This is a genomic window from Enterobacter cloacae complex sp. 394I7, from assembly GCF_057320345.1.
Genome location: NZ_JBXWCR010000008.1, coordinates 145,961 through 155,972, shown reverse-complemented (window position 1 = coordinate 155,972; position 10,012 = coordinate 145,961). Strand labels below are relative to the sequence as shown.

The 10,012-nt window shown below is 56.3% G+C and carries 9 protein-coding genes and 1 other RNA gene; 5 read left to right on the top strand and 5 right to left on the bottom strand.

All coding sequences use genetic code 11. From position 1 onward, the window contains the following. Positions 1-178: 178 nt before the first annotated feature. The 4 genes from rnpB to garL all read right to left on the bottom strand — a co-directional run bounded on the left by rnpB (position 179) and on the right by garL (position 3,478). An RNA gene (rnpB, locus tag AC2FAP_RS20975) (RNase P RNA component class A) lies at positions 179-557 on the bottom strand. A 32-nt stretch (positions 558-589) separates the two neighbouring features. After that, entirely contained in the window at positions 590-1,735 is a 1,146-nt protein-coding gene (gene garK / locus AC2FAP_RS20970; protein WP_485453018.1) for a glycerate 2-kinase, read from the bottom strand. Positions 1,736-1,795: 60 nt separating this feature from the next. Then, positions 1,796-2,686, bottom strand: coding sequence for a 2-hydroxy-3-oxopropionate reductase (gene garR, locus AC2FAP_RS20965; RefSeq protein WP_485453017.1), 891 nt, complete (start codon positions 2,684-2,686; stop codon positions 1,796-1,798). Positions 2,687-2,707: 21 nt separating this feature from the next. Then, positions 2,708-3,478: a 2-dehydro-3-deoxyglucarate aldolase gene (gene garL, locus AC2FAP_RS20960; RefSeq protein ID WP_040018767.1), complete on the bottom strand. Its 771-nt coding sequence runs from the start codon at positions 3,476-3,478 to the stop codon at positions 2,708-2,710. A gap of 407 nt (positions 3,479-3,885) precedes the next feature. Here garL and garD point away from each other — a divergent pair, with 407 nt between their 5' ends. Further along, complete coding sequence (gene garD / locus AC2FAP_RS20955; RefSeq protein WP_485453016.1) at positions 3,886-5,457, top strand: galactarate dehydratase; 1,572 nt, start codon at positions 3,886-3,888, stop codon at positions 5,455-5,457. A 35-nt stretch (positions 5,458-5,492) separates the two neighbouring features. Here garD and AC2FAP_RS20950 read toward each other — a convergent pair whose 3' ends face one another. After that, on the bottom strand, positions 5,493-6,302 hold the full coding sequence (locus AC2FAP_RS20950) for a DeoR family transcriptional regulator (RefSeq protein ID WP_020883561.1): 810 nt from the start codon (positions 6,300-6,302) through the stop codon (positions 5,493-5,495). A gap of 251 nt (positions 6,303-6,553) precedes the next feature. On the opposite strand from AC2FAP_RS20950, the gene kbaZ reads away from it, so the two are divergent. The 4 genes from kbaZ to agaE are packed head-to-tail and all read left to right on the top strand — an operon-like array spanning position 6,554 to position 10,000. Next, positions 6,554-7,849: a tagatose-bisphosphate aldolase subunit KbaZ gene (gene kbaZ, locus AC2FAP_RS20945; protein ID WP_485453015.1), complete on the top strand. Its 1,296-nt coding sequence runs from the start codon at positions 6,554-6,556 to the stop codon at positions 7,847-7,849. A gap of 19 nt (positions 7,850-7,868) precedes the next feature. Next, the gene (gene agaV, locus AC2FAP_RS20940) at positions 7,869-8,342 is read left to right on the top strand and encodes a PTS N-acetylgalactosamine transporter subunit IIB (RefSeq protein ID WP_485453014.1); all 474 of its coding nucleotides are present in this window, start codon (positions 7,869-7,871) and stop codon (positions 8,340-8,342) included. A 10-nt stretch (positions 8,343-8,352) separates the two neighbouring features. Then, the gene (gene agaW / locus AC2FAP_RS20935) at positions 8,353-9,132 is read left to right on the top strand and encodes a PTS N-acetylgalactosamine transporter subunit IIC (protein ID WP_020883559.1); all 780 of its coding nucleotides are present in this window, start codon (positions 8,353-8,355) and stop codon (positions 9,130-9,132) included. Beyond that, a complete protein-coding gene (gene agaE, locus AC2FAP_RS20930) occupies positions 9,122-10,000 on the top strand; it encodes a PTS N-acetylgalactosamine transporter subunit IID (RefSeq protein WP_025202940.1) in 879 nt (292 codons plus the stop codon). The genes agaW and agaE overlap by 11 nt, the downstream gene beginning before the upstream one ends. The last annotated feature ends 12 nt before the right edge of the window (positions 10,001-10,012 follow it).

The following is a 10,012-nucleotide window of genomic DNA, read 5'->3' as shown; positions in this document are numbered from 1 at the left end:
GAGTGGACAGTCATTCATCTCATTTAGTGCAGATAGCAAAAACCCCGCCGTAGCGGGGTTTTGTAAGAAGTTGAAGCTGACCGATAAGCCGCGTTCTTTCATAGAAAGCGGAGTGGACAGTCATTCATCTCATTTAGTGCAGATAGCAAAAACCCCGCCGTAGCGGGGTTTTGTAAGAAGTTGAAGCTGACCGATAAGCCGGGTTCTGTCGTGGACAGTCATTCATCTAGGCCAGCAATCGCTCACTGGCTCAAGCAGCCTACCCGGGTTCAGTACGGGCCGTACCATGTGAACCCCTATTTGGCCTTGCTCCGGGTGGAGTTTACCGTGCCACGGACTGTTGCCAGCCGCGCGGTGCGCTCTTACCGCACCCTTTCACCCTTACCTGATCCCGCTTGCGCGGGCCATCGGCGGTTTGCTCTCTGTTGCACTGGTCGTGGGTTTCCCCCCCAGGCGTTACCTGGCACCCTGCCCTATGGAGCCCGGACTTTCCTCCCCTCCGCCCGTCTCCCCCCGAAAGGGGACGACGACGAAGCGGCGACTGTCTGGTCAGCTTCGGCGCGCAGTATAGAGGGTTTGTGCCCCGCTGTCACCCTTGGGCGTGCATCCCTATCTGCAAAGTGGCGGCGATATTGCGCGAGGCGCGGTAAATATTGTCAAACGCCCCACGGTAAGCCTCTTCCAGCGACTCGACGCGACTCAGCACGCTGAATACCGCGTCGATGCCATACTGATGCACGACCCCCACATCCCGGGTCAGACTGCCGGCAATGCCGATTACCGGCTTATGGTATTTTTTGGCGATACGGGCGATACCGACGGGCACTTTGCCCTGAATGCTCTGGCTGTCAATGCGCCCTTCGCCCGTCAGTACCAGCGTGCAGTCGTGAATATGTTCTTCGAGGTTAAGTGCCTGGGTGACAATCTCAATACCGCTCTTCAGTTCCGCGCCGAGGAAGGCCATCAGCGCCGCCCCCATGCCCCCCGCGGCACCCGCACCGGGAACCTGTTTCACGTCAATTCGCAGAGATTTTTTTATCACATCGGCATAGTGGCTGAGGTTAGCGTCGAGAGTGAGGATCATCTCCTCTGTCGCCCCTTTTTGCGGGCCAAAGATACGGGAAGCGCCTCTCTCGCCAACCAGCGGATTCGTGACGTCGCACGCGACGTGGATTGTGCAATCTTTTAGCCTGGCGTCGAGGCCGGAGAGATCGACGCTGTTGAGCGCCATCAGGCTGCCGCCGCCATAACCCATTTCAGTGCCGTTGGCGTCGCGGAGCGTGGCCCCCAGCGCCTGCATCATTCCGGCGCCGCCGTCGTTGGTGGCACTGCCGCCAATGCCGATAATGATATGTCGGGCACCTTTATCCAGCGCGCTGAGAATAAGCTCCCCGGTACCCCGGGACGTGGTGACGAGCGGGTTACGTTGGGTGGCCGGGACCAGTGACAGACCGCTGGCGGCGGCCATCTCAATAAATGCCGTGCGGCCATCGCCGGACATGCCCCAGCGGGCGTTTACCTGTTCACCCAACGGGCCCGTGACCCTGGCATGCTGTTCTGTGCCCTGGGTGGCGGCGATCAACGCGTCAACCGTACCTTCCCCGCCGTCAGCAACCGGCACCGAAACATAAAGTGCGTCGGGGAAAATTTCCCGAAATCCTTTTTCAATCGCCTGAGCAACCCCGGAGGCAGAAAGGCTTTCTTTCCAGGAATCTGGCGCGATTACGATTTTCATAGTTGTCGCCTGTTACCGCACTCGGCAAAAATAGCGGACGCGTTCCCGCGTCCGTTTTTATTAGCGAGAGACTTCCACCTTCGCCAGTTTTTCGTAGTAGCACGCAATCGCGCTGTGGTCGGCAGTGCCCAGACCATCCGCGCGCAGGGCCTGCATCATCTCCATGACGGCGGCGGTCAGCGGCAGCTGCGCGCCCACGCCGTGGGAGGTATCCAGGGCATTCGCCAGATCTTTAATGTGCAGGTCGATTCTAAAACCGGGCTTGAAGTTACGATCCATCACCATGGGCGCTTTGGCATCCAGCACGGTGCTGCCCGCCAGGCCGCCACGGATCGCCTGATACACCAGATCAGGGTCAACGCCCGCTTTGGTGGCCAGCGTCAGCGCTTCCGACATTGCAGCAATGTTCAGCGCCACAATCACCTGGTTTGCCAGCTTGGTGACGTTACCCGCCCCGATATCGCCGGTATGCACCACGGATCCCGCCATGGCTTTCATCAGGTCGTAGTATTTATCGAAAACAGCTTTGTCGCCGCCAACCATCACCGACAGGGTGCCGTCGATGGCTTTGGGCTCTCCGCCGCTGACCGGGGCATCCAGCATATCGACGCCCTTCGCGTTTAGCGCCTCACTGATTTCACGGCTTGCCAGCGGCGCGATAGAACTCATGTCAATCACCACCAGGCCGGGTTTGGCACCGTCAATGATGCCGTTCTCCCCCAGGGCCACCTCTTTCACATGCGGGGAGTTTGGCAGCATGGTGATAATGACATCGCACTGCTCAGCAATCGCTTTGGCGTTTGCTGCGTTTTCTGCGCCTGCGGCAATCACCTCGGCCACGGCTTGCGGATTATGGTCTGCAACCACCAGGGAGTAACCTGCTTTTATGAGGTTTTTACTCATGGGTTTACCCATGATCCCAAGGCCAATAAAACCCACTTTCAGCGTCATAATTCGTTTCCTCAATGATGGTTATTTTTTAAAGGCGTCCGCTAACTTCTGCGTGGCCGAGCGGAATACGCCGAGGTCGCTACCGACGGCAACGAAGGTCGCTCCCCACTCCAGATAGCGGCGGGCATCAGCCTCAACCGGCGCCAGAATGCCGCACGGTTTGCCGTGCGCGTTGGCACGGGCAAAGATGTGCTGAATAGCGCGCTGCACCTCCGGATGACCCGCATTGCCCAGATGGCCGAATGCCGCAGCAAGATCGCTTGGGCCAACGAAGATGCCATCCACACCGTCGGTGGCAGCGATAGCGTCGACGTTATCGACCCCCTGCTGGCTCTCAATCTGTACCAGGATGGTGATGTTGCTGTTGGACTGTGTGAAGTAGTCCGGGACGGTGCCAAACATGTTGGCGCGATGGGAAACGGAGACCCCGCGGATCCCTTCCGGCGGATAACGTGTTGACGCCACGGCCTGCACCGCCTGCTCTTCCGTTTCCACAAACGGGATCAGGAAGTTGTAGAACCCAATATCCAGCAGACGTTTGATGATTACCGGCTCGTTGGTCGGGACGCGAACCACCGGCGCGCTATGGCTCCCTTTGAGCGCCATTAACTGCGGAATAAAGGTGCTGATATCGTTCGGCGCATGTTCGCCGTCCAGCACCAGCCAGTCGAAACCGGCCAGGCCCAGTACTTCGGTGCTGATGGGGCTTGCCAGCGCGGACCAGCAGCCAATCTGGATCTGGTGCGCCGCGAGGGCCGCTTTAAACTTATTCGGGAAGATATCATTATTCATCACGTTTACCTTTTTAATTCCGCAGTCTTATTCAGGTTCATATTTATATTTTCAGACGCAGCGTCAGCGTTATATTTATTTCCTGACTTAATTTAGGCGTTATAAAATCGTCATTCAGTATAATCCTCACGTCATAACAGCACATTGTTTTAATGCTCAAGCATTGCGGCGTGTTTTGATAATATTTTGAGCATATGCACAACGTGATGGGCGCTGATGCACAGAATCAGGCATTGCTGGCCGGGTGGCATCTGCGCCGGGTTTAAGGAGCGATCGGGATCACATTTTGATATCTCGTCTCCTGACATTCTTTATTGACTCAAGCCGCGTCTTTATTTCTGCGATAAGAAAATAAACATCCCCTGGCTGCATTTACTATCAGACATTTTGCTGGAGAATATTGAACAATGGCCGACATTGAAATTCGACAAGCGTCGCCGACGGCGTTCTATATCAAAGTTCACGACACGGATAATGTGGCGATAATTGTTAACGACAACGGTCTAAAAGCGGGAACTCGTTTCCCGGATGGGCTGGAGCTGACTGAACATATTCCGCAGGGGCATAAAGTCGCTCTGGTGGATATCCCGGCCCACGGTGAAATCGTGCGGTATGGCGAAGTTATCGGGTATGCGGTTCGCGCTATTCCTCAGGGGAGCTGGATTGAGGAGTCGCTGGTTGAGCTACCCGAAGCGCCGCCGCTGAACACGCTCCCCCTGGCCACCCGAGTTCCTGAGCCACTGCCCCCGCTGGAAGGGTACACATTCGAAGGGTACAGGAATGCGGACGGCAGCGTAGGCACCAAGAATCTGCTCGGTATCACCACCAGCGTGCACTGCGTGGCAGGCGTGGTGGATTACGTGGTGAAAATCATTGAGCGCGACCTGCTGCCGAAATACCCGAATGTCGACGGCGTGGTAGGTCTGAACCATCTGTACGGCTGCGGTGTGGCCATCAATGCTCCGGCGGCCGTGGTACCGATTCGTACCATCCATAACATCGCGCTGAACCCGAATTTCGGTGGCGAAGTGATGGTCATTGGTCTCGGTTGCGAAAAGCTGCAGCCAGAGCGTCTGCTGCAGGGCACCGAAGATGTGAATGCCATTCCGGTCGACGAGGCCAGCATTGTTCGTTTACAGGATGCGCATCACGTCGGATTCCGTTCAATGGTTGACGATATCCTTCAGGTGGCGGAGCTCCATCTGGAAAAACTGAACCAGCGCCAGCGCGAGACCTGCCCGGCGTCAGAGCTGGTGATAGGCACTCAGTGCGGCGGCAGCGATGCGTTTTCAGGCGTCACGGCGAACCCGGCGGTGGGCCATGCCTCGGATCTGTTTGTCCGTTGTGGCGCCACGGTGATGTTCTCCGAAGTGACCGAAGTGCGTGATGCCATCCATCTGCTCACCCCACGCGCCATCAATGAAGAGGTGGGCAAACGCCTGCTTGAGGAGATGGCCTGGTACGATAACTATCTCGACATGGGACAAACCGATCGCAGCGCCAACCCCTCTCCGGGCAATAAAAAAGGCGGTCTGGCGAACGTGGTGGAAAAAGCCCTCGGCTCGATTGCCAAATCCGGCCAGAGCGCCATTGTTGAAGTGCTCTCCCCGGGCCAGCGCCCCACCAGACGCGGCCTGATTTACGCCGCGACCCCTGCCAGCGACTTCGTCTGTGGCACACAGCAGGTGGCATCCGGCATTACGGTGCAGGTCTTTACCACCGGGCGCGGCACGCCGTACGGGCTGATGGCGGTACCGGTGATTAAAATGGCCACCCGTACCGAGCTGGCAAACCGCTGGTATGACCTAATGGACATCAACGCGGGCACCATTGCCACTGGCGAAGAGAGTATTGAGGATGTCGGCTGGAAGCTGTTCCACTTCATTCTGGACGTGGCAAGCGGCCGTAAGAAGACATTCTCCGATCAATGGGGGTTACATAACCAGCTGGCGGTGTTTAACCCGGCACCGGTGACGTGATCGTTTTCCCCCTCTCCCAAAGAGAGGGGGGCAACTTATCCCTTCACCAACACCACATCTATCCCGCTCTTACGCAGCCCTTCCAGGCTCTCAGGCGGAATCCCTTCATCGACGATAATCATATCAATTCTCTGGGTATCGATGATTTTATGCAGGCTCGAACGGTTAAATTTGCTGGAGTCAGTGACCACGATAATACGCTCTGCCACCTCGCACATCCGCCGGTTCAGTCGGGCTTCATCTTCATTGTGGGTACTGACGCCGCGATCGAGGTCGATGGCATCGACCCCCAGAAAAAGCAGATCAAAGTGGTAATTCTGTAAGGACTGCTCTGCCTGGTCGCCGTAAAAGGATTGCGACTGGCGGCGCAAGTGCCCACCGGTCATCAGCAGCTCCACCCCTTCCGCTTCCAGTAATGCATTCGCCACGTTCATTCCGTTGGTCATGGCAATAACATCCGTGTGCTGACGCAGCATACGGGCGATTTCAAACGTCGTGGTTCCGGAATCCAGAATAATGCGATGACCCGGCTTCACCAGCGCGGCGGCCGCCTGCGCGATACTGCGCTTAACTGCAGTATTGAGCGAACTTTTGTCCTCCACGGAGGGTTCAGTGCCAGGCGCATTGCCTTCACAAATCAGCGCTCCGCCATAAGCACGAACGGCAATGCCCTGCTTCTCAAGAAACGCCAGGTCGTTACGGATCGTCACCGTGGAAACGCCATATAAATGAGAAAGATCGTTAACCTGCACGCTTCCCTGTGCCCGCAACCGCTGAATGATCTGCTCTCGCCTTTCACTGGTGCCGGTGACGCGCTTCTCCGCGGATGAATCGGTGCTGCTCATGCGAGCTCCTTAATAAATGGTCTTTCGTTTCATTTCGTTTTGTCTATTAACGCCTTTCTTTTATGGGAATGCAAGCCCTGCCTGCTTCCAGTCAGCGCACTCCCTCGTCGCTGAAACCTTTCATTATGTTTCTTTTGTGAAACAGATCGGAAAACTATTATCTTTCGTTTTATTTTTATACCACCATGATGCAGGATTAAATGAAACAAAACGAAAGATGAAAACCATCACCATCCGAAATGGAGAGGAAAGTGAAACATCTGACAGAAATGGTGGAACAACATAAACGGGGGAATGCGAACGGGATTTATGCCGTTTGTTCCGCACATCCACTGGTACTTGAAGCCGCAATTCGTTACGCCCAACTGCATCACACGACGCTGCTGATTGAAGCCACCTCTAATCAGGTGGATCAATTTGGCGGTTACACCGGTATGACGCCCGCCGATTTTCACGGGTTCGTCTGTAAGCTGGCGGAATCCCTTGGTTTCCCGACATCGCAACTGATCCTCGGTGGCGATCATTTAGGGCCAAACCGCTGGCAAAACCTGCCTGCCCGGCAGGCGATGGCGAATGCCGAAGATCTGATCAGAAGCTATGTCGCCGCCGGGTTTAAAAAGATCCACCTCGACTGCAGCATGTCCTGCGAAGACGATCCAGTACCGTTAACCGACGCCATCGTTGCCGAGCGCGCGGCGCGCCTGGCGAAAATTGCGGAGAAAACCAGCCTGGCGCACGCTGATGTCGCTGACCTGGTCTATGTCATCGGTACGGAAGTGCCGGTTCCGGGCGGCGCGCATGAAACGCTCACCGAGCTTGCCGTCACGACCCCAGAAGCCGCGCGTGCCACCCTTGAAGCTCACCGCCACGCGTTCGAGAAAGAAGGGTTAAGCGACATCTGGCCACGCATTATTGGCCTGGTGGTTCAGCCTGGCGTTGAGTTTGACCACGCACATGTGTGTGACTATCAACCGCAAAACGCCGTCGCCCTGAGTCATATGGTTGAAGCTTACGACACGCTGATATTTGAAGCGCACTCTACCGACTACCAGACACCGCAGGCGCTGCGCCAGCTGGTGAAAGATCACTTCGCCATCCTCAAAGTTGGCCCGGCACTGACCTTTGCCCTGCGTGAAGCGTTGTTCTCGCTGGCCGCCATTGAAGAAGAGTTGCTGCCTGCAAAAGCCTGTTCGGGCCTGCGTCATGTCCTGGAAAACGTGATGCTCGATCGCCCCGAATACTGGCAAAGCCATTATCACGGTGATGGCAATGCGCGACGCCTGGCACGCGGGTATAGCTACTCCGATCGGGTGCGCTATTACTGGCCGGACAGCCAGATCGACGAAGCCTTTGCGCGACTGGTACGCAACCTGGCAGACGAACCGATCCCGCTGCCGCTGATCAGCCAGTACCTGCCGTTGCAGTACAGCAAAGTTCGCGAGGGTGCTCTCAAGTCGACACCACGGGACCTCATCCTCGACCACATTCAGGACATACTCCAGCAGTACCATGCCGCCTGCGAAGGCGTAACGACTCAAAACGCATAATTAAAAAGAGGAAAGCGCTATGCCAAACATTGTCTTATGCCGCATCGATGAACGCCTGATCCACGGTCAGGTAGGTGTGCAATGGGTTGGGTTTGCGGGGGCCAACCTGGTGCTGGTCGCTAATGATGAAGTCGCTGAGGATCCGGTTCAACAAAACCTGATGGAGATGGTGCTCGCAGAAGGGATCGCCGTGCGTTTCTGGTCGCTGCAAAAAGTGATCGACAACATTCATCGCGCTGCCGAGCGCCAGAAAATTCTGCTGGTCTGCAAATCACCCGCGGATTTTCTGACGCTGGTCAAAGGCGGCGTGCCCATCACCCGTATCAACGTAGGAAACCTGCATTACGCCAGTGGCAAAAAACAAATTGCCAAAACGGTCTCTGTCGATGCGAACGATATCGCCGCATTTAACGGCCTGAAAGCCGCCGGAGTGGGATGCTTCGTTCAGGGTGTTCCGACTGAGACTGCTTTGGATCTCTTTAAACTGCTCTGAGGGATTCACAATGGAAATTAGTCTCTTGCAGGCATTCGCGCTGGGCATTCTCGCCTTTATCGCGGGCCTGGATATGTTTAACGGGTTAACGCACATGCACCGCCCGGTGGTGCTCGGGCCGCTGGTTGGCCTCATTCTGGGCGATCTGCACACCGGTATTTTAACGGGCGGTACGCTGGAGCTGGTCTGGATGGGGCTGGCTCCGCTGGCCGGCGCGCAACCGCCAAACGTCATTATCGGCACGATTGTCGGCACCACGTTTGCGATCAGCACCGGTGTGAAGCCGGATGTCGCCGTTGGGGTCGCCGTCCCGTTTGCGGTTGCGGTACAGATGGGGATCACTTTCCTGTTCTCCGTCATGTCCGGGGTGATGTCACGCTGTGACCGCATGGCAGCCAATGCGGACACGAACGGCATCGAAAGAGTCAACTATCTGGCACTGCTGGCGCTCGGTATCTTCTATTTTCTGTGTGCCTTCCTGCCGATCTACTTTGGCGCTGAACACGCGAAAACCGCCATTGATGTGCTGCCGGAACGTCTGATTGACGGCCTCGGCGTCGCCGGCGGCATCATGCCCGCGATTGGCTTCGCCGTATTGCTGAAAATCATGATGAAAAACGTCTATATCCCTTACTTTATCATCGGCTTTGTTGCCGCAGCCTGGTTGAAACTGCCGGTGCTGGCGATTGCCGCGGCTGCGCTGGCAATGGCGCTGATTGACCTGATGCGTAAATCGCCTGAACCGGCGACACCTGCAGCCCAGAAAGAGGAATTCGAAGATGGCATCTAATCAAACTACGCTGCCTGGCGTTTCTGACCACGAAGAGACGCTGCTCACGGGCGTGAATGAAAACGTCTATGAAGATCAACATATTGGTGCCGAGCTGACGAAAAAGGATATTAACCGTGTCGCCTGGCGTTCGATGCTGCTGCAGGCCTCGTTTAACTATGAACGTATGCAGGCTTCCGGCTGGCTGTATGGCCTCCTGCCCGCGCTGAAAAAGATCCATACCAACAAGCGGGATCTGGCCCGCGCCATGAAAGGCCATATGGGCTTCTTCAATACGCATCCATTTCTGGTGACATTTGTCATTGGCATCATCCTGGCGATGGAGCGCTCCAAGCAGGATGTCAACAGTATCCAGAGCACCAAGATCGCCGTGGGGGCACCGCTTGGCGGCATTGGCGATGCCATGTTCTGGCTTACGCTATTGCCAATTTGCGGCGGGATCGGCGCAAGCCTTGCCCTGCAAGGCTCCATACTGGGTGCGGTGGTCTTTATTGTGCTGTTTAACGTAGTGCATCTTGGCCTGCGTTTTGGCCTGGCACATTACGCCTACCGGATGGGTGTGGCAGCCATCCCGCTGATTAAAGCCAATACCAAAAAGGTCGGCCACGCGGCTTCCATCGTGGGGATGACGGTCATTGGCGCGCTGGTGGCAACCTACGTACGTCTCAACACCACGCTTGAAATCAAGGCCGGGGATGCGGTGGTCAAGCTGCAAGCCGATGTTATCGACAAACTGATGCCCGCTTTCCTGCCGCTGGTCTATACCCTGACCATGTTCTGGCTGGTTCGTCGCGGCTGGACCCCACTGCGCCTGATCGGTATCACCGTTGTGCTGGGGGTTGTCGGTAAGTTCTGTCACTTCCTGTAAAGCAAAGAGGTC

Coding starts and splice junctions, on each gene's coding strand:
- garK (WP_485453018.1), bottom strand. CDS start 1,735: ATGAAAATCGTAATCGCGCCAGATTCCTGGAAAGAAAGCCTTTCTGCC.
- garR (WP_485453017.1), bottom strand. CDS start 2,686: ATGACGCTGAAAGTGGGTTTTATTGGCCTTGGGATCATGGGTAAACCC.
- garL (WP_040018767.1), bottom strand. CDS start 3,478: ATGAATAATGATATCTTCCCGAATAAGTTTAAAGCGGCCCTCGCGGCG.
- garD (WP_485453016.1), top strand. CDS start 3,886: ATGGCCGACATTGAAATTCGACAAGCGTCGCCGACGGCGTTCTATATC.
- AC2FAP_RS20950 (WP_020883561.1), bottom strand. CDS start 6,302: ATGAGCAGCACCGATTCATCCGCGGAGAAGCGCGTCACCGGCACCAGT.
- agaV (WP_485453014.1), top strand. CDS start 7,869: ATGCCAAACATTGTCTTATGCCGCATCGATGAACGCCTGATCCACGGT.
- agaW (WP_020883559.1), top strand. CDS start 8,353: ATGGAAATTAGTCTCTTGCAGGCATTCGCGCTGGGCATTCTCGCCTTT.
- agaE (WP_025202940.1), top strand. CDS start 9,122: ATGGCATCTAATCAAACTACGCTGCCTGGCGTTTCTGACCACGAAGAG.